We start from the raw sequence: 18302 nt of genomic DNA, 5'->3' as shown, positions 1-18302 counted from the left end.
GGTGGCTGATCGCGCAGTTCCCCGCGCCCCTTCGGGGCGATGCTCGACCCGGCGTCGAAAGATCCGGTCGGCTCATGACCAGGGCCGGTCGGCCCCTGTCGCAGGCGACCCTCGCAGTCGGAACCTGATGCGGGAGAAACCCGGAGCCGCCCGGACTAGGAGGACCGTCATGACCGCTACCGCAGCACCGGCCGTGCTCGACCGGGACGGCCTGAATGCTCTGGTCGCGGCACTGGTGGCGGAGGGTCGGACGGTCGTCGGGCCGACGGTGCGGGACGGCGCGATCGTGCTGGCCGAGCTGGCCTCGGCGGACGCCCTCCCCTACGGCTGGGGCGTCGAACTGGAAGCCGGGCGCTACCGGCTGGCCCGCCGCGAGGACGGGGCCGCCTTCGCGCACAGCTCGGGTCCGCAGTCGTGGAAGTCCTACCTGCATCCGTCGCGGGAGCAGCTGTGGAGCGCCGACCGGACGCCGGAGGGAGACGTCCGCTTCACGCCGCACGAGCCGGAGCCGCCGTCGTATGCCTTCCTCGGCGTCCGCCCCTGTGACCTGCGGGCCATCGCCATCCAGGACCGCGTGCTGACCGGCGGGCGGTACGAGGACTCCGGGTACGGCAAGCGCCGCGCCAGGGCGTTCCTGATCGCCGCCGAGTGCACCGAACCCGGTGCCACCTGCTTCTGCGTGTCCACGGGTGGTGGCCCCGCGGCCGACCCCGGGTACGACCTGGCGCTGACCGAGGTGATCGACGAGGACGGGCACCGCTTCCTCGTGCGCGTCGGCAGCAAGGAGGGCGCCGAGCTGCTGGAGCAGCTGCCGCACCGCACCGCCGACCCGGGCACCGAGGCCACAGCGCGTGCCGCCGTGGACGGCGCCCGCGATCGCATGGGCCGCGCCCTGCCGCCGGTGGACCTGCGCACCCTCATGGGCGCGAGCCTCGACGCCGAGCGCTGGGACGACGTCGCCGCCCGCTGTCTGACCTGCGGCAACTGCACCATGGTCTGCCCGACCTGCTTCTGCACCACCACCGAGGAGGTCACCGACCTCACCGGTGACCACACCGAGCGCTGGCAGCGCTGGGACTCCTGCTTCGACCTGGACTTCTCGTATCTGCACGGCGGCCCGGTCCGCGCCTCGGCCCGCAGCCGCTACCGGCAGTGGCTCACCCACAAGCTCTCCACCTGGTACGACCAGTTCGGCACGTCCGGATGTGTCGGCTGCGGGCGCTGCATCGTCTGGTGCCCGGTCGGCATCGACATCACCGAGGAGGTCGCCGCTCTGAACGCCGAACACGGTGAACACGGTGAACACGGTGAACACGGCGACCCGTCCGAACACGCACAAGCCACGGCTCCCGGAACGGAGACGGACTGATGCCGCCCTCGATCGACCTGCGCATGAACCACGCTCTGCCCGTCGAGCACCGCGAGCGGCTGCTGCGCGTCGGCCGGGAGGTCGACTTCCCGCCGGGCACCCGCCTGTTCGAGGAGGGCGGACACGCCAACCGTTTCTGGATCATCCGGGACGGCACGACCGCCCTCGACATGCATGTGCCCGGCCGCCGGCCGCCGGTCGTCGAGACGCTCGGCGTCGGCGACCTCGTCGGCTGGTCCTGGCTGTACGAGCCGTACGTCTGGCAGCTGGGCGCCCAGACCCTGACCCCGCTGCGCGCCCACGAGTTCGACGCCGTCGCCGTACGCCTGATGTGCCTGGACGACCCCGAGTTCGGGCGTGCCGTCGAGCACTGGGTCGGCCGGGTGCTGGCGCACCGGCTGAACGCTGCGCGTGCCCGGCTGGTCGACCTGTACGGGATCCCTGGGACGAAGGGCGTGCGATGACCGCCGTACCGGTCCCCCATCGCGTGGTGGCCCGTCGACCGGAGACCGCGGACACGGTCACGCTGTGCCTCGAACCGGTCGGCGCGGGGCTGCCCGACTTCGCACCGGGACAGTTCGCCATGGTGCACTCCTTCGGCCGCGGCGAGATCCCCGTCTCGGTGAGTTCGGTCCAGGCCACAGGTGGTCTCGCGCACACGGTCCGCTCGGTGGGCGCGGTCTCCGACGGGCTGTGCTCGGTGCGGGTCGGCGATGTCGTCGGGCTGCGTGGTCCGTACGGCAACAGCTGGGGACTGGAGCGGGCGCAAGGCAGTGACGTGCTGGTCGTGGCTGGCGGCATCGGTCTCGCCCCGCTGCGGCCGCTGATTCTGCGCGCGCTGGCCGAACCGGAGGCGTACCGGCGCGTCAATGTCCTGGTCGGCGCGCGCACCCCGGGTGACCTGATCGCCAGGCAAGAGGTGACGGGCTGGGCCACGGCGTACACCGGGGTGACGGTCGACCAGCCGGACCCGGACTGGCGCGGGGACGTCGGCATGGTCACCCAGCTGCTGGGGCGGGCGTGCTTCGAGCCGGACGGCACCTGGGCGTTCGTGTGCGGGCCCGAGCCGATGATCCGCGCCACCGCCCGGGAACTCGCCGAGCGCGGTGTCCCCCCCGACCGGATCCGCGTCTCGCTGGAGCGGAACATGCGCTGTGCGACGGGGCACTGCGGGCACTGCCAGCTCGGCCCCCTGCTGCTGTGCCGGGCGGGCCCCGTCGTGGACTGGGAGCAGGCCGAACCCCTCCTGTCGGTAAGGGAGTTGTGAGATGCCTCCCAAACTCGCCGTGTTCAAACTGGCCTCCTGCGACGGCTGCCAGCTCACCCTGCTCGACTGCGAGGACGAACTCCTGGCGCTGGCGGGCGAGGTGGAGATCGCCCACTTCCTTGAGGCGTCCAGCGCGGTGCAGCCGGGACCGTACGACCTGTCCCTCGTCGAGGGCTCCGTCACCACGGCCGAGGACGCCGAACGGGTCCGCGCGATCCGGGCCGCCTCACGCCACCTGGTGACCATCGGGGCGTGCGCGACCGCCGGGGGCATCCAGGCGCTGAGGAACTTCGCGGACGTCGACGAGTACCGGCGCGTGGTGTACGCGCACCCCGAGTACGTCGACACCCTGGCCACCTCCACGCCCGTGTCCGCGCATGTGGACGTCGACTTCGAGCTGCGCGGCTGCCCGATCGACAGGCGTCAGCTCATCGAGGTGATCACCGCGTTCCTCGCCGGCCGCAAGCCGGACATCCCTGACCACAGTGTGTGCTTCGAGTGCAAGCGGCGCGGCACCGTCTGCGTCACCGTCGCCCATGGCACCCCCTGCCTCGGCCCGGTCACACACGCCGGCTGCGGAGCGTTGTGCCCGGCGTATCACCGGGGCTGCTTCGGCTGCTTCGGGCCGTCCGGGTCGGTGAATCTGCCCGCGCTGATCCCGCTGCTGCGCCGCGACGGCCTCGACGAGGACGCCGTGGAGCGGTTCCTGCACACCTTCAACGCCGCCGCGTTCGAGCAGTTCAGGCCATTCGAGCCGTTCGAGAAGGAGCTGGACACGTGACGCACCGCGGTTCCCGTCTGCTGCACGTCGGCTCGCTGTCCCGGGTCGAGGGCGAGGGCGCGCTGCGCCTGCACGTCCACGACGGCACGGTCGTCGAGGCGCGGCTGGAGATCTACGAGCCGCCGCGCTTCTTCGAGGCGTTCCTGCGGGGCCGTTCGTACACCGAGCCGCCGGACATCACGGCCCGGGTGTGCGGGATCTGTCCGGTGGCGTACCAGATGAGCGCCTGCGCGGCGATCGAGGACGCGTGCGCCGTGACGGTCGACCCGGTGATCCGTGACCTGCGCCGGCTGCTGTACTGCGGCGAGTGGATCGAGAGCCAGGCCCTGCACATCTATCTGCTGCACGCCCCGGACTTCCTGGGCCGGGCGAGCGCGATCGAACTGGCCCGCACCCACCGGGCCGAGGTCGAGCGGGGGCTCAGGCTGAAGAAGGCCGGGAACTCGTTGATGGAGTTGCTCGGCGGGCGTGCCGTGCATCCCGTGAACGTCCGCCTCGGCGGCTTCCACCGTGTGCCGTCGCGCGACGAACTCCGGCCGGTCGCCGAGGATTTGAAGCAGGCGCTCGACGACGCGTGGGACACCGTGCGCTGGACCGCCGGCTTCGAGTTCCCGGATGCCCGGGTCGAGGCCGACCTGCTGGCCCTGACCGAGCCGGGCACCTACGCCATCGAGAGCGGGACGCCGACGGTCCTGCGTGCCGACGGGACCACCGGCTCCTTCCCCGTGCGGGACTTCACCGAGCACGTCGCCGAGACACACGTACCGCACTCCACGGCGCTGCACTCCCGGCTCGACGGGCGGCTCCATCTCACCGGCTCCCTCGCCCGGTTCGCGATCAGTGGCCGACGGCTGTCGCCGGTGGCACTTCAGGCGGCCGTGGAGGCCGGGCTCGGCGATCCGCGCGAAGGGGCTGTGTGCCGCAATCCGTTCCGGTCGATCCTGGTGCGCGCGGTGGAGACGGTGTACGCCGTCGACGAGGCGCTGCGGATCATCGGGGCGTACGAGCCGCCCGCGTGCTCGTACACGGAGGTGCCCGCGGTCGCGGGCGTCGGGCACGGCGCCACCGAGGCGCCGCGCGGGGTGCTCTACCACCGCTACGAACTCGACGCCCACGGAATCGTGACCGGCGCGCTGCTGGTGCCGCCCACCGCGCAGAACCAGGGCGCGATCGAGGACGACCTGCGGCGACTGGCCCAGCGGGCGATCGGCGCCGGCGACCCGGACGACGACGAACTGACCGCCCTGTGCGAGCGGGCGATCCGCAATCACGACCCGTGCATCTCCTGTTCCACCCATTTCCTCGACCTGACGGTCGTCCGTACCTGAGGAGAACTGCCGGAGGTTGCGATGTCCGAATCCCAGTACACCGTGAGCGATGTGATGACCCATACGGTCGTCGCCGTAGGCAGCGCGGCGCCCTTCAAGGAGATCGTCGAGCTGCTCGACCAGTGGAAGGTCAGTGCCCTGCCGGTGCTGGCCGGTGAAGGGCGGGTCGTCGGAGTGGTCTCCGAGGCCGATCTGCTGCCCAAGGAGGAGTTCCGCGACGGCGACGAGGCCACCGGCGAGGCCGGGGAGCGGCTCAAGGCGGGCGCCCTCACCGCGGGAGAGCTGATGAGCACCCCCGCGGTCACCGTGCACGCCGATGCCTCGCTGGCCGAGGCGGCGCGCATCATGGCCCGCCGGCACGTCAAGCGGCTCCCGGTGGTGGACGGCGTCGGCATGCTGCAGGGCGTCGTGAGCCGCAGTGATCTGCTGAAGGTGTTCCTGCGGCCCGACTCGGAGATCGCCGACGAGATCCGCGGCAGCGTGCTCACCCATCTCCCCATCACCACCGGGCTGGAGGTCTCGGTCACCGAGGGCGTGGTCACGCTGAGCGGTGCGCTGCCCGAGCGCGGGCTCGTGCCCGTGGTGGCCCGGGCCGTGCGGGCGGTCGAGGGCGTCGTCGACGTCCAGTTGGATCTGACCCACCGATGAAGGGCCCGCGCGACCGATGAAGTACCTCGACGAGTACCGCGATCCCGTCCTCGCCCGGCGGCTGCTGGACGAGCTGCGGCAGACCGCCACGCGTCCCTGGCGGATCATGGAGGTGTGCGGCGGTCAGACCCACACCCTGGTCCGCCAGGGCATCGACGAACTGCTGCCCGCCGGGATGCGGATGATCCACGGACCCGGCTGCCCGGTCTGCGTCACCCCACTGGAGAGCCTGGACCGTGCCATGGCCGTCGCCGCCCGGCCCGGCGTGATCCTCACCAGCTTCGGCGACATGCTGCGCGTGCCCGGCACGGACACCGACCTGCTGTCGCTGCGGGCGCGGGGAGCGGACGTTCGGGTGGTCTACGCCCCGATGGACGCCGTACGTCTGGCGGCCGAACACCCCGACAGTGAGGTCGTCTTCCTCGCGGTCGGCTTCGAGACCACCGCCCCCGCCAACGCGACGGCTGTGCTGCACGCGGCCCGCCTCGGGCTGGCGAACTTCTCGATGCTGGTCAGCCATGTCCTCGTCCCGCCCGCGATGACCGCGCTGCTGGACGACCCGGAGTGCGAGGTGCAGGCCTTCCTCGCGGCCGGGCATGTGTGCGCGGTGATGGGCTGGCGGGAGTACGAGCCGATCGCCGCCGAGTACCGGGTGCCGATCGTGGTCACCGGGTTCGAGCCGCTGGACCTGCTGGAGGGCATCCTCATGGCCGTACGGCAGTTGGAGGCGGGGCGGTTCGACGTGGAGAACCAGTACGTGCGGGCCGTGCGGCGCTCGGGCAACACCGAGGCGCAGGACGCGGTCCGTGAGGTGTTCCAGGTCGCCGACCGGGCCTGGCGGGGCATCGGGGAGCTGCCCGACAGCGGGCTGGAACTCGCCGAGAAGTACCGGCGGTTCGACGCCGTCCGCCGCTTCGACGTTGGCGGGCTGTGTCCCGTCGAGGATCCCGAGTGCATCGCCGGCGCCATTCTCACCGGGGCGAGACTGCCCACCGACTGCGCCGCCTACGGCACCCGCTGCACGCCCCGCCACCCCCTCGGCGCGCCGATGGTGTCCTCCGAGGGCACGTGTGCCGCCTTCCACGCGGCCGGACGCACTCCAGCAAGGAGGACGGCATGACCATCCAATGCCCCACCCCCCACCACGACGACGAGGTCGTGCTGCTCGGCCACGGAGCCGGCGGCCGCCTCACCGCGGAGCTCCTCGACCACCTGATCCTGCCCGCCCTCGACGGCGACGCGGGCCCCATGGAGGACGCGGCACTGCTGCCCGGCTACCGCGAGCTGGTCATCAGCACCGACAGTTTCGTCGTCAGCCCGCTGTTCTTCCCCGGCGGGGACATCGGGTCCCTCGCCGTCCACGGCACGGTCAACGACCTCGCGATGCGGGGTGCTTGGCCTGTCGCGCTGTCTGTCTCCCTCATCGTCGAGGAGGGGCTGCCGCTGGCCGAACTGCGGGCTGTCCTGGCGTCGTTGGGGAAGGCCGCTCAGGACGCGGGAGTGCCCGTGGTCACCGGGGACACCAAGGTCGTGGGGCGCGGTGCCGCCGACAGACTCTTCATCAACACCACCGGCATCGGGCAGCGGCACGGCTCCTTGCATCCGTCCGCCGCGCTGGCCCGCCCCGGGGACGCGGTCCTGCTGTCCGGGCCGATCGGGCTGCACGGGACGACCGTGCTCAGCACCCGGGAGGGCCTCGGCTTCGAGGGGGACATCGCCTCCGACTCCCGGCCGCTGCACCGCCTGGTCAGCACCCTGGTGCCGCTCGGCGCCGACGTCCATGTGCTGCGCGACCCGACGCGTGGCGGGCTTGCGGCGGCTCTCAACGAGATCGCCCGTGACTCGTCCGTCGCCGTCGAGATCGAGGAGAGCGCCGTGCCGGTGCCCGGGGCGGTCGCCTCGGCCTGCGATCTGCTCGGGCTGGACCCGCTCGTCGTCGCCAACGAGGGTTGCCTGGTGGCATTCGTCGCAGCCGACGCGGCCGAGAGCGCGCTGGCCGCGATGCGGTCGGTGAGCGAGGGAGCGGGGGCGGTGCGGATCGGCGAGGTGTCGCCGGACGGGCGGCCGGCGGGGCGGGTGACGCTGCGCACGCTGGTGGGCGCCCGGCGGATCGTGGAGATGCCGCTCGGGGAGCAGTTGCCGCGGATCTGCTGATGTCAGACCAAGTGCGCGGCACCGCCGGGCTCGTCGACCGTGAGTTCAGGCTGCTGGAGAGGATCGACCGTGACCTCGGACCACGACATGTTGTGGCGTCGCTGCGCGCTCCTGGGCCGTGTCCTGCTGCCGCTGGTGGACCAGGAGCCATGGCGGCAGGTTCGTCGCCACGAGGCCCTGAGGGGCCGGGGCATCGACACGGCGGCAGGCGAGCGAATGATCGAGATCTTCGCGGCCCTGGCCGCCCACGCCGTCGCGCTCGACGCTTCGTTGTCCGCCGCGGAAATCGACGCTCTGCCCCTCAAGGTCGTGGCCGAGGTGGTGACCAACAAGGTCGACTACGAGCTGCTCGCCGGGCTCCCGGCTCCTTTCGCCGACGACCGTGACGGACAGGCCGTCAACGTCTTCCGCCTGTATGTCTACAAGGGCGGGCAGTACAGCCATCGGCTACTGCTGCTGGGCACGGAAGTGCGCCACGCGCTGAACGTCCTCGCCGAACGCCGGCCGACACCATCCCTCACATGCGGAGACGTCTTCCACCGGGCGGACGGGGCCGGCCTGTCGCAGCGTTCCTGACCCGCGCAGCCTTGCTCAGCCCCGGGTGACCAGGTCGTCGGCGATGGTCCGCGCCCAGTCCTCGATCTGGGCGAAGTCCCGGAAGTCACCGCCCTTTCCGTTCTTGATGATCATCCGGGCGACCCATCCCTTGGCGCCCTCCTCCAGGCAGCCGCCGAAGGTGACGTGCCCGTTGGCATCCAGTCGCGTCATGGCCCGCTTCAGGCCGGGCACGGGCGGGATGTCCCGCTCGGAGGCCGAGGCGTCCAACGGACCGCTGCTGAACAGCCACAGCGGGCGTCCCGCCAGTTCGCGGCGGTGCCGGCGCAGGAACCGGCGTGAGTCCTTGTGCCAGCGTCCGGCGTACAGTCCGCCGCCGACGACGACGGCGTCGTACGGCGTCACTCGTGCGACCGATCCGGCCGGCAGTGCCTCGGCGGTGAGGCCCTCCTTGCGCAGAACCTCGGCCACGGCCTCGGCGATCTGCGCGGTCGATCCGTTCGTCGTCCCGTAGGCGACCAGTACCTTGGTGGTCATGGTGCTCCGCCTCCTTTCACATGGTCACGGCTTGCGCAGCCAGTCGGCTGATCACAGCTTGCGCAGCCAGTCGTCGGCGATGCCGTGCAGGGCCTGCTCGTCGGGCCGGACATGCGAGTCGTCCAGCCGGTAGGTGAGCTTGTCGACGACCGCGACCACGCCGTCGATCTGCCGGGTCATGGAGACGGCGATCTCCGTCTCGCTCTTGCGCTCCATCTGCCCCAGCAGCGTGACCACGCCCTCGGTCACGGAGACGGCGATGCTGCGCGGCGGCAGCCACAGCGCCCGGACCAACACCTCGTCGACGACCTCGGTACGGATGTCCGCGTCGGGCCGCAGGAAGACCTGGAGCAGGTCGCGGCGGGTGACGATGCCGACCAGCCGGTTCTCCTCGTCCAGGACGGGCAGTCGTTCGATGTGGTGCTGCGCCATCGTCCGGGCGGCCTCGACGATGGTGTCGTCGGCGTGGACCGTGACCGGTGGCTCCGTCATCAGCTGACCGGCGGTGCGGGCGCGCGCCTTGGCGGCCCGCTCCCGGCCGGCGCGGGTCATCCGGTCGAAGCGGAAGCGCTTCTTCGGCTCGTACGGGTCGGGTGTCTCGGCCTGCCTGACCATCAGGTCCGTCTCGGAGATGACGCCGATGACCTTCTCGTCCTCATCGACGACCGGCAGTCCGCTGATGCGGTGCTCGCCGAGCAGCCGGACCACTTCCTTGAAGGGGGTGCCGTACTCGGCGCGGACGACCTCCGTGGCCATCACGGAGCCGACCTTGTCGTGCTTCATGGTTGTTCCTCCTCAGCGGAGTCGGCGCAGATACGGGTCCTGGGGCCTGCGCGGCAGCAGGCGTACGCGCGCATCGAGCACGGTGACCCCGCCCGGTGTGGCGAGAACGGGGTTGAAGTCGGCCTCGGCCAGCTGCGGCAGGTCGCTCGCCATGCGGGACAGCCGCAGCAGCAGTTGTTCGAGGCCCTGGAGGTCGACCGGGCGTGCGCCGTTCGTGCCGAGCAGGAGCGGGGCGCAGCGCGGGGCCGTGATCAGGTCGTGGACGTCGTGGTCCGTGAGCGGGGCGAGCCGTGCGGCGTGGTCGGCGAGGACCTCCGTCGCGGTGCCGCCGAGCCCGAACAGGACGAGGGGCCCGAAGACCTGGTCCTGGACGACGCCGGCGAACAGCTCGGTGCCGCGGTTGGCGAGCGGCTGGATCAACACGCCCTCCAGCAGGCCGGCGAACCGGGTCTCAAGGTCCCGGAACGCCGCGCGGACCTGGGAGTCACCGCGCAGGTCGAGGTGGACGGCGTGCTCGGCGGTCTTGTGGACCAGCCCCGGCCAGTGGCCCTTCATCACGACGCGGCCGTCCGCGCCGCGCAGCCGCTCGGCGGCGAGGACGGCATCGTCCTCGGTGTCGGCCCAGGCCCAGCGCAGCTGGGGAATGCCGTAGCAGCCGAGGAGTTCGGCGCATTCGCGCGGGTCGAGCCAGCCGCCGTCCGGATGCCTGTCGAGGTACGCCTCGACGACGGTGTGGCCGCGGTTCGTCTCGACGTTGTCGAGGTCGGGGACCGTACCGGCGGGGCGGGCGAGCCAGGCGGTGCGGCGGGCCGCGTGGGCCAGCGCTTTGGCCGCCGCCTGGGGTTCGGCGTACGACGGGACGGTGGTGCCCTGGGCGGCGGGCAACAACTCCACGGGCAGGCCCTGTTCGAGCCGTACCGCGACGATCGGCTTGTGGCGTCGACCGGGTGCGTGGGTGACGGCCCGGACGAGGTCGTCGCCGGTCGCCGCGGCGACCGCCGTGGGAACGAGGGCCACGAGGACGGCATCGACGGTGCCGTTGCGCATGATCCGGTCCACACAGCTCGCGAGCTGATCCTCCGTGACGGCGGCGGTGGCGTCGACGGGGTTGCCGACGGCGGCGCCGACGGGCAGCGCGTCGAGCAGATCGTCGATCAGCTCGGGGCCGGGCGCCGGGAGTTCCAGACCGGCCTCGGCGCAGGCGTCGGCCGCGAGGACGCCGGCTCCGCCCGCGTTGGTGACGATCGCGACGCGGGGTCCGGCGGGCAACGGCTGGGAGTGCATCAGGGCGGCCGCTTCGAGGAGTTCGCCGCAGGAGCGGGTGGCGGTGATGCCGGCCTGGGTGAACAGGGCGCCGCGCGTCATGGTGCGGGTCGCGGCGGCCGCGGTGTGCGAGGCGGCGGCCCGGCGGCCGGCCTCGGTGCGGCCGGCGTCGACGGTCAGGACCGGCATCCGGCGGGTGACACGGCGGGCGGTGCGGGAGAAGGCGCGGGGGCTGCCGAAGGACTCCAGGTGCAGCAGGGCGAGGTCGGTGCGGCCGTCGCTCTCCCACCACTGGAGCATGTCGTTGCCGCTGACGTCGTACTTGTCGCCGAGGGAGGCGAAGGAGGAGACGCCGATGCCCAGCCGGGACAGCCCGTCGAGCAGCGCGATGCCGACGCCGCCGGACTGCACGGCGACGCCCGCGGTGCCGGGGCGCGGGTGGCCGGCGGCGAAGGTGGCGTCCAGGCGCAGCTCCGGGTCGGTGTTGGAGATGCCGAGGCAGTTGGGGCCGACCAGGCGCATGCCGTACGCGCGGCAGGCCGCCAGCAGGGCCCCCGCCTGGTCGGCGTCCAGGCCCGCGGTGACGACGAGCAGCGCGCGTACGCCCGCCTTCCCGCACTCCTCGGCGGTGTCGGCAAGCACGGCGGCCGGGACGGCGAGAACCGCGAGGTCGGGCGTCTTGGGCAGGGCGCCGACCGACGGGTGGCACGGCACGCCGAGGATCGAGCTCGCGGCGGGGTTCACCGCGAACAGGCGCCCGGCGTAGCCGCCCGAGTGCAGCTGGTGCAGGATCGTCCGGCCGACCGAGCCCGGTTTGCGTCCGGCGCCGACGACGGCGACCGTGCGTGGCCGCAGCAGCGGTTCGAGGCTGACGACGTCGGCGGCGCGGCCGCGTTCCTCCACGGCCGTCAGATAGGTGTCGCTCTGGTCCAGGGCGATGGTGCAGCGCACCTCGGGGCCCTCGAAGCGGCGGGTGGTGTGCAGGCCGAGGTCGGCGAAGAGGCGGAGCACCTCGTGGTTCTCGCTGAGCGCGTCGGCGGTGAAGGTGGTGATGCCCTCGGCGCGGGCGGCGGAGACGAGGTGCTCGACCAGGAGGGTGCCGACGCCCCGGTGGTGCAGCCCGTCGGCGACCGCGATGGAGATCTCCGCCGTGCCATCGGTCCCGTCGCCGTCGTACTCGGCAAGTCCGATCAGCCGACCCGCCGTCTCGGCCAGCAAGGCCCGATACCCCGGGTGTGGCCGGGCACAGGCGCGTTCGGCGGCCGCCGCGGCGGAACGCCGGCTCGCGGCGAAGAACCTGCGGCGCAGGTTCTCCGTGGACATCTCCTCGTACAGCCCCTGCACCTGGTCGTGATCGTCTGCTCGCACGGGACGGATGCACACGGTGGTGCCGTCCGCGAGCAGAGCGTGCACCGTGGGCCTGCTGAACGCGTCGTCCGTCATCGCGGATCTCCTCCAGATTCCTGTCGGCACTTAGAGCGTGCAGCGCGACGGGCGGCGGTCCCAGGGGCTGTCCGGGCTGACCGGGTGGGCCGGTCGGCCCTCATCAGAAGGCCGGTCGCGGGCCGTGAGGACGGGCTTCAGGGCTGCGGGGCCCATCCGGGCCCCGCCGAAGGCCCTCGGGACCCCCGCCTTGATGGGGTCGACTTCCCGGGGCCTGAGGTCAGTTGTGGGCGACGACCGCGACGGGGGCCGCGGCGTGGTGCAGGACGGCGTGGGCGACGGGGCCGATGTGGGCGCCGAACGGGCTGCGGCGGACGCGGCGCCCGACGACGACCAGCGAGGCCTCGTGGGAGGCCTCCACCAGCCGCATGCCGGGGCTGCCGGACGGGGTCTCCTCGGCCACCTCGACATTCGGGTACTTCTGCCGCCAGGGCCGCAGGACTCCCGCCAGGACCGAGGCCTGCTGCCGGGCGATCTCGTCGTGCAGCTCGGCGTCGGCGGAAAGGCCGTAGACGTAGTACGGCGGCAGGTTCCAGGCGTGCAGCACCCGCAGCCCGGTCTCGCGGCAGGCGGCCTCGCCGAAGGCGAACTCGATCACGGAGTCGTCGGGACTCGTCGCGTCGAGGCCTAGGACTACGGGCCGGTAGGGCGTGGCGGCCGACGGAATACCCGCCGGGTCGGGCCGGTGCTCGTCGGCGGCCTGCTCCCCGGCGCGGACGAGGACGACCGGGCGATCGGCGTGCGCCACGACCGAGAGTCCGACGGAGCCGACCATGAAGCCGCCCAGCCCGCTCAGCCCGCGCGAGCCGAGGACCAGCAGTTCCGCGTCCGCGGCCGCCTTGACCAGGGTGTCGGCCGGGCGTCCGCTGAGCTGCTCGGTGGTCACCTCGACGCCGGGGTGGCGCAGCCGGATCCCGTCGGCGGCCTCGCGAGGCACCCGCTCGCTCCAGTGCTGCTGTGTCTCGGCGCCGAGCAGCGGAGCCTGGGCCATGGGTTCCGGGACGGGCTCCCAGACATGGACGATCTTCAACGGCAAGCCGCGCAGCCTCGCCTCGCGGGCCGCCCACTCGGCAGCGGCCCGGCTCTCGGGCGAGCCGTCGAGACCTGCGACAACAGTGCGGACCATGGTTCTGCCTCCTGATCGGGGAACTGTGTCCAGCCTCGTGGCCGGGGCTTCGCTTCCGCAGGGGCCACAGGTCCCCCGGTTCGGGCCCGAGCGGCCCAACGGCCCCTGGACTCACCGCACCCATCGGTCGCGGGCGACAAGCGGCAGCCGGGCCCACTCCGAGTCCTTGGGGACGCATGGTCTCCGCTCTCCCCTCGCCTCGCTCCGTCGAATCCGTACCGATGGGCGCCCGCGGGCCGCCGGTCGGCCCGGTCCTGGGGCCGGGTGGCCCATGGCTCCGGCCGCCGTGCGTGCTCACGCTGGAGGTGGTAGCTCCTACGCCCGACCTGGAGGCACCCATGAACGCACCCGCAACGACGAGCATGCCCAGGGCGCTGCCTGCCGAGCACCGGCAACGGCTGATGCGGATCGCCCGCGAGGTGTCGTTCCCGATGGGCGCCCGGCTCTTCGAGGAAGGCGGACACGCCGACCGGTTCTGGATCATCCGGACCGGCACGGTCGACCTCGACATGCGCGTACCCGGCCGACAACCGGCGGTCATCGAATCACTCAGGCACAACGACCTCGTCGGCTGGTCGTGGCTCTACCCGCCACACAGCTGGCATCTGGGCGCCCAGGCGGCCTCGCCGCTGCGTGCCTACGAGTTCGACTCGACGGCCGTGCGCGCACTGTGCCAGCAGGACCCGGAGTTCGGCCGGAACATCGCCCAGTGGGTGGGCGAGGTGGTGGCCCACCGGCTGCAGGCGGCCCGTGTCCGGTTGCTGGACCTGTACGCCCCCTACGGCAGCGGGCCCCGGCGCTGATCGCGCCCCGAACCGCGCCGCCACGAACCGGACGTTCGAGGAGTCACCGTGCCCGGAGCCCCGCACAACGTGCGTGACGTGATGACCCGCGACGTCGCCGCCGTCGGCCGCGACGCCGTCTTCAAGGACATCGTGCGGACCATGCAGGACCGCAAGGTCAGCGCCCTGCCCGTGGTGGACGGCGGGGGGCGGGTTCTCGGGGTCGTCTCCGAGGCCGATCTGCTGCCCAAGGAGGAGTTCCGCGACAGCGACCCGGACCGGTACACCCAGCTGCGCCGGCTGTCCGACCTGGCGAAGGCCGGTTCGGTGACCGCGGACGAACTGATGACCTCCCCCGCGCTCACGGTCACCGCCGACGCGACGCTCGCGCAGGCCGCCCGGACCCTGGCGCGGGCCAGGGTGAAGCGGCTGCCCGTCGTGAACGAGGCAGGGCGGCTTGAGGGCATCGTCAGCCGGACCGACCTGCTCAAGGTGTTCCTGCGGGACGACGAGGAGATCGCTGAAGAAGTACGCCGGGAGGTCGTGGCCCACCTCTTCCAGGCACCGCGATCTGTGGTGTGGGTGGAGGTCCGCGACGGCGTCGTACGGCTGCGCGGCCGGCTCCGTGACCCGTCGCTGGTGCCGGTCGCCGCGCGGCTGGTGCGTGCGGTGGAGGGGGTCGTGGACGTGGGGTTCGAGCTGGACGAGCCGGGGAGTCCGGCGGGGTGACACACGGCCGTGCCGCGCGGAGTGTGCGCGCGGGCGCCGCCGGCCACGATGCCCGAGGCGAGACCGTCATGAACCGCTCACTTCTGCACCAGGCGCTGCACCAGAGGCTGTCGGCCCTCTCTACGGGATCCCGGCCCCGGAACAGCTCGACGACCTGCGCGCCTGTCTGTACGGACTGCACAGCGTGCTCCGTCTGCACTTCACTCAGGAGGAGGAGAACTACTTCTCGCTCGCGCCCTGAACGCGCCCCCTTGAGTGCCGCGCCCGTCAGGGTGGTGCCATGAGGGTTCCACGGTCGCATCGCCGATCGGCCCCGACATCGGGCCGGTCGGCCCACGCTTCCGGCAACTTCGGTGCGGTGTAGTGGAGTTGAGGGACACCTCGGTTCCTCCGACATGAGAGGAGGCAGGGCATGGCAGCATCACGCGGGTTCCGCGGAACAGCGGTCGTCGGCGCGGTGGTCGCTCTGGGCTCATCGGTGCCGGCGGTCGCGAGCGACGTCCGGGCGGACCGCCCGGCCACCGTCACGACGGTCACCGCTCCGGCCCGTGGTGGGAGCCCGGCGAGCACGGTCGACCGGGTCGCCGACTTCTACGGCGCGTACATCGACGTCCTGTACGACTCCGGCCGCAACCGGCTGGCCGACTCGCTGCGTGGCCACTATCTGACCCCGAAGCTGCGCAGCGCCCTGGCCCGCTGGGAGACCGCCCACCACAAGGACGGCGTGCTGCGAGCCAAGGGCGTGCCGGTCTCCTGGCAGGTGGTCTACAACGACAGCGGGATGGGGCACTGCTGGACTCGTGTCACGCTCACCTGGCAGGACTCCGGGAGCCGCGTCCACCGGACACATCTGATGGTCCAGTCCGACCTCGCGACACAGCTGATCTCGGGTATCCGGCCCGGCTGACGGTCCCTCGGCGGAGTCCGGGCGGGCAAGGGACCGTTCGGCACGGCACCGGAGTCTCTCGGCCCGCGAGCCGTGTGCCGGTACGGGGCACGGTGGAAACAGAAGCCGTCCGGGGAGGCGACCAAGACCGAGCACACGGATGGAATCGTGGTGGGCGTCGACGACTCCGAGGCCTCCGTGGCCGCGCTGCGGTGGGCCGTGGAACAGGCCCGGGCCCTCGGCACGTCGGTCCTCGCCGTGCATGCCTGGGAACCGGCCACGGCGGCCGGATTCGCGCCCTATGCGCCGTCAGCCACCCGCCCGACGGCCGCGGATCAGCGCGGCGGGCTGCCGGGGTGCTGGCCTCGGCGGTTCGAGCGGCCCTCGGTCCACGCGTCGGCACCGACCTGCGAGCCGTAGTCGACGAGGGGGGCACCCGCACAGGTACTCCTGCTGTATGCCCGTGGAGCACTGCTGCTGGCCCTGGGACGCAAGGCCCACGGTCGGTGGGAGCTGCCGGCCATCGGCACCGTGGGTCGCGAGTGTCTGCGCCACGCCACTGTGCCCGTGGTGACGGTGCCCGCTCCCGACCGGCAGCCGGCACCGCTGCGTGCCGTCGGAGGTTCCGCGGCCGCACACAGCGGAGCCGCCTAGCCGGGTGGCGCGCGGTCAGGACGGACCGTCCGCCGGGCCCCGAGCAGTCGACGCAGGGCTGAAGGCCGACCCGGGGCCGTCGACGGCCGTCGGCGCCCCCGTCGCGTACGGCGCGTTCGTCCTGGGCAGCGCCGTTGGGCGGCCGGTGCGGCGGCTTTCGCAACTGGGAGACCATCGGCGGCCGGGCGGTGCGAGGTGTCCCGGCCGAACCATGTGATGCCCTCAGGTGTGGACGGACGTGCGGTGGTCTGCGGTGTCGGGCCGGTGCGGGACCCCGGTCGGCAGGGCAGGCTGGGTCGGCTCGGTCGGCAGCCGGTGCGCACGGCGGCTCTGCCTGCGCAGGGCGAGCCAGTCGAAGAGCGCGGCGAGCCCGAAGGTCACCCCCATGGCCGCGAACAGCAGAAGCGTGAACCGCTCCCAGAACTCCGGTGTGAGACTCGTGCCCACGGTCCTCTCCCCCTCGGGTCGGTACCGTTTTCCTTGCTTCCAGCCAACTCCGACACGGTCGGCTGCGCATGAGCCGTGCGGCCCGAACGGAGGGCTGCAGCGGCCCTTGCACCTGCTGTGCGCGGCCTCGTGGTGAAACGGGTCCAACGGTCCAGGCGTGTCGGCCTCATCGGCCCATGACGTGCCGGTGAGCCGGGGCGACGGTGCAGGTGAGGCGGTGGGAAGCCGCTGGTACCGGGCCACGGGTCCCGCAGCCCGCGAGGGAGTGAGCGATGTTCTGGCACGCCCACGGTCTCAGTGGATGGGGCTGGTTCGCCATGTCGGTCAGCATGGTCCTGTTCTGGGCACTGCTCATCACGCTCGGTGTCCTGCTCTTCGGGTCTCTGGCCCGGCCGGACACGACTCAGGCGCCGCAGACCGGAGCCCCGGCACCCGGACCCACCCCCGAGCGCTGCTGGCCGATCGCTTCGCCGGGAACTGACCACGCTCCGCCGGGTCAGGGTTCCTCTCTTTTTCGTTCTTCACCTCTTTTCGTTCTTCACCATGTCCGCCCCCCGGTTCTTCGCCGGGACCTTCGGGGCCCGCCATGGAAGAGTGGAAGAGGGGTCGAAGGAGTCGCGGGACGCGCCTGCGGACGGGCACGGCGGGCGAAGGAGGACTCGATGGGGCACCCCGTGCTGGCCGGTGTCGACGGATCCGCGCGCAGCCTGGCCGCGGCCGACTGGGCCGCGCGGGAAGCCGTGCTGCGTGGTGTTCCGCTTCGCCTGGTGCATGCCTTTCCACCGCTTCCGGGCGATGCCGTCCCGGTCCAGGCCGCCGAAACGCTGCACCTGCTGGGTGAGCGCATACTCCAGCGGGCGATCGCCGGCCTCGGCGCGCGCTGTCCGGACCTCCGGGCGCGGGGCGAGCAGGCCGCCGACGCCCCGGCCGTGGCACTCCTCGCGGCGAGCGACGCCGGGCTCCTCGTGGTCGGTGCCCGGGGCTCGGGCGGTTTCGACGGACTCGCGGTCGGTTCGGTGGCCCTTCGTGTCGCGGCGGCAGCGGCCTGCCCCGTGGTACTCGTGCCCGAACGGCCGGTCGGGGGCCTCGCGGACGGGACGCGGGTGGCAGGCGGTGCGACGGGGGTGGTGGTGGGTTTCGACGCGTACCGTCCGGTCGGTGAGGTGGCCGACTTCGCGTTCACGGCGGCCCGGGCACGCGGGGCGCAGCTGCGGGTGATCGAGGCATGGGCTCTTCCCGCCGAGGCCGTGTCCCCCCAGAAGCTGTTCGTGACCGAGGAGGACCGCGCCACCTGGGAGGACCAGGAGGTCCTGCAGCTGTCCGACGCCCTGCGCCCGTGGCAGGACAGGTATCCGGAGGTGACGACCCGTACCGATGTCGTCCTGCTCCACCCCGCGGAGGCGCTGCTGAATGCGTCCCGGGGGGCGGACCTGCTGGTCGTGGGCCGCCGCACCGACCCGCAGGCGCCCGAGGGTCGACTGGGGCCGGTGGCTCACGCCGTACTTCACCACGCCCGCTGCCCGGTGGCGGTCGTGCCGCACGCCGGCTGA

The 18302-nt window shown here is 72.4% G+C and carries 19 protein-coding genes; 14 read left to right on the top strand and 5 right to left on the bottom strand.

From position 1 onward, the window contains the following. Positions 1-169: 169 nt before the first annotated feature. The 9 genes from POF73_RS00280 to POF73_RS00240 all read left to right on the top strand — a co-directional run bounded on the left by POF73_RS00280 (position 170) and on the right by POF73_RS00240 (position 8123). Positions 170-1369: a 4Fe-4S dicluster domain-containing protein gene (locus POF73_RS00280; protein ID WP_272112285.1), complete on the top strand. Its 1200-nt coding sequence runs from the start codon at positions 170-172 to the stop codon at positions 1367-1369. Continuing rightward, positions 1369-1833 (top strand): Crp/Fnr family transcriptional regulator, encoded by a 465-nt coding sequence (locus POF73_RS00275; protein WP_272112284.1) that lies wholly within the window; start codon positions 1369-1371, stop codon positions 1831-1833. Before POF73_RS00280 ends, POF73_RS00275 begins: the two co-directional genes overlap by 1 nt. Next, positions 1830-2636 carry an FAD/NAD(P)-binding protein gene (locus POF73_RS00270; protein WP_272112283.1) on the top strand — a complete coding sequence of 269 codons (807 nt, stop codon included), beginning with the start codon at positions 1830-1832 and terminating at the stop codon, positions 2634-2636. The genes POF73_RS00275 and POF73_RS00270 overlap by 4 nt, the downstream gene beginning before the upstream one ends. A 1-nt stretch (position 2637) precedes the next feature. Then, on the top strand, positions 2638-3417 hold the full coding sequence (locus POF73_RS00265) for an oxidoreductase (protein WP_272112282.1): 780 nt from the start codon (positions 2638-2640) through the stop codon (positions 3415-3417). Next, on the top strand, positions 3414-4745 hold the full coding sequence (locus POF73_RS00260; protein WP_272112281.1) for a Ni/Fe hydrogenase subunit alpha: 1332 nt from the start codon (positions 3414-3416) through the stop codon (positions 4743-4745). The genes POF73_RS00265 and POF73_RS00260 overlap by 4 nt, the downstream gene beginning before the upstream one ends. Positions 4746-4766: 21 nt before the next feature. Then, the gene (locus POF73_RS00255) at positions 4767-5393 is read left to right on the top strand and encodes a CBS domain-containing protein (RefSeq protein ID WP_272112280.1); all 627 of its coding nucleotides are present in this window, start codon (positions 4767-4769) and stop codon (positions 5391-5393) included. Between the two features lie 16 nt (positions 5394-5409). After that, a complete protein-coding gene (gene hypD, locus POF73_RS00250; RefSeq protein ID WP_272112279.1) occupies positions 5410-6513 on the top strand; it encodes a hydrogenase formation protein HypD in 1104 nt (367 codons plus the stop codon). Then, the gene (gene hypE, locus POF73_RS00245; protein WP_272112278.1) at positions 6510-7547 is read left to right on the top strand and encodes a hydrogenase expression/formation protein HypE; all 1038 of its coding nucleotides are present in this window, start codon (positions 6510-6512) and stop codon (positions 7545-7547) included. Before hypD ends, hypE begins: the two co-directional genes overlap by 4 nt. Positions 7548-7616: 69 nt before the next feature. Further along, a complete protein-coding gene (locus tag POF73_RS00240; protein ID WP_272112277.1) occupies positions 7617-8123 on the top strand; it encodes a hypothetical protein in 507 nt (168 codons plus the stop codon). 15 nt (positions 8124-8138) lie between these two features. Here the strand turns inward: POF73_RS00240 and POF73_RS00235 are convergent, their stop codons facing one another. The 4 genes from POF73_RS00235 to POF73_RS00220 all read right to left on the bottom strand — a co-directional run bounded on the left by POF73_RS00235 (position 8139) and on the right by POF73_RS00220 (position 13254). Then, positions 8139-8639, bottom strand: a complete 501-nt coding sequence (locus POF73_RS00235) for a flavodoxin domain-containing protein (protein WP_272112276.1) — start codon at positions 8637-8639, stop codon at positions 8139-8141. A 51-nt stretch (positions 8640-8690) separates the two neighbouring features. Beyond that, positions 8691-9422, bottom strand: a complete 732-nt coding sequence (locus POF73_RS00230; RefSeq protein ID WP_272112275.1) for a CBS domain-containing protein — start codon at positions 9420-9422, stop codon at positions 8691-8693. Positions 9423-9434: 12 nt separating this feature from the next. Further along, entirely contained in the window at positions 9435-12128 is a 2694-nt protein-coding gene (locus tag POF73_RS00225; RefSeq protein ID WP_272112273.1) for a bifunctional acetate--CoA ligase family protein/GNAT family N-acetyltransferase, read from the bottom strand. Between the two features lie 220 nt (positions 12129-12348). Then, on the bottom strand, positions 12349-13254 hold the full coding sequence (locus POF73_RS00220) for a universal stress protein (protein WP_272112272.1): 906 nt from the start codon (positions 13252-13254) through the stop codon (positions 12349-12351). Positions 13255-13592: 338 nt separating this feature from the next. On the opposite strand from POF73_RS00220, the gene POF73_RS00215 reads away from it, so the two are divergent. The 4 genes from POF73_RS00215 to POF73_RS00200 all read left to right on the top strand — a co-directional run bounded on the left by POF73_RS00215 (position 13593) and on the right by POF73_RS00200 (position 16071). Next, positions 13593-14057 (top strand): cyclic nucleotide-binding domain-containing protein, encoded by a 465-nt coding sequence (locus POF73_RS00215; RefSeq protein ID WP_272112271.1) that lies wholly within the window; start codon positions 13593-13595, stop codon positions 14055-14057. A gap of 48 nt (positions 14058-14105) precedes the next feature. Then, positions 14106-14765, top strand: coding sequence for a CBS domain-containing protein (locus POF73_RS00210; RefSeq protein ID WP_272112270.1), 660 nt, complete (start codon positions 14106-14108; stop codon positions 14763-14765). 412 nt (positions 14766-15177) lie between these two features. Beyond that, positions 15178-15672, top strand: a complete 495-nt coding sequence (locus POF73_RS00205) for a hypothetical protein (RefSeq protein ID WP_272112268.1) — start codon at positions 15178-15180, stop codon at positions 15670-15672. A 147-nt stretch (positions 15673-15819) separates the two neighbouring features. Continuing rightward, on the top strand, positions 15820-16071 hold the full coding sequence (locus POF73_RS00200) for a universal stress protein (protein ID WP_272112266.1): 252 nt from the start codon (positions 15820-15822) through the stop codon (positions 16069-16071). 456 nt (positions 16072-16527) lie between these two features. Here POF73_RS00200 and POF73_RS00195 read toward each other — a convergent pair whose 3' ends face one another. Beyond that, positions 16528-16752: a hypothetical protein gene (locus POF73_RS00195; RefSeq protein ID WP_272112265.1), complete on the bottom strand. Its 225-nt coding sequence runs from the start codon at positions 16750-16752 to the stop codon at positions 16528-16530. 662 nt (positions 16753-17414) lie between these two features. Here POF73_RS00195 and POF73_RS00190 point away from each other — a divergent pair. Beyond that, the gene (locus POF73_RS00190; RefSeq protein ID WP_272112264.1) at positions 17415-18302 is read left to right on the top strand and encodes a universal stress protein; all 888 of its coding nucleotides are present in this window, start codon (positions 17415-17417) and stop codon (positions 18300-18302) included.

It is taken from the genome of Streptomyces sp. HD (assembly GCF_028369295.1).
Lineage (GTDB): Bacteria > Actinomycetota > Actinomycetes > Streptomycetales > Streptomycetaceae > Streptomyces.
Note: the sequence above shows the minus strand (reverse complement) of the source record. Positions and strands in the feature narration are given on the sequence as shown.